The following is a 281-nucleotide window of genomic DNA, read 5'->3' as shown; positions in this document are numbered from 1 at the left end:
TCCAGGACGTACCGCCCGGGCAGAGCACGGCGGTGACGCGCCAGGCGGTGAGCTACCGCTACGACGCCCAAGGACGCCTGAGCGGTGTCACCACCACACTGGCCTCGGATACAGACAGCACCGGCACCAGCTACACCACCGCCTATACCTATCAGGGCACGACCGACCTGGTCGCCTCGGTCACCCAGAGCGACGGCACCACGGTCAGCTATACCTATACGCAAGATGCGCAGGGGAACGAGCAGGTCACCGGTGTGACGACCGGCAGCGGAGCGGCGGCG

1 protein-coding gene is annotated in these 281 nt (G+C 67.3%); it reads left to right on the top strand.

Annotated features, from left to right (window positions below):
• A partial coding sequence (locus ISP15_RS18650; protein ID WP_404549482.1) for a hypothetical protein occupies positions 1-281 on the top strand: 281 nt, incomplete at both ends.

Source organism: Dyella jejuensis, assembly GCF_044904675.1.
GTDB classification, from domain to species: Bacteria; Pseudomonadota; Gammaproteobacteria; order Xanthomonadales; family Rhodanobacteraceae; genus Dyella_B; species Dyella_B jejuensis.
Note: the sequence above shows the minus strand (reverse complement) of the source record. Positions and strands in the feature narration are given on the sequence as shown.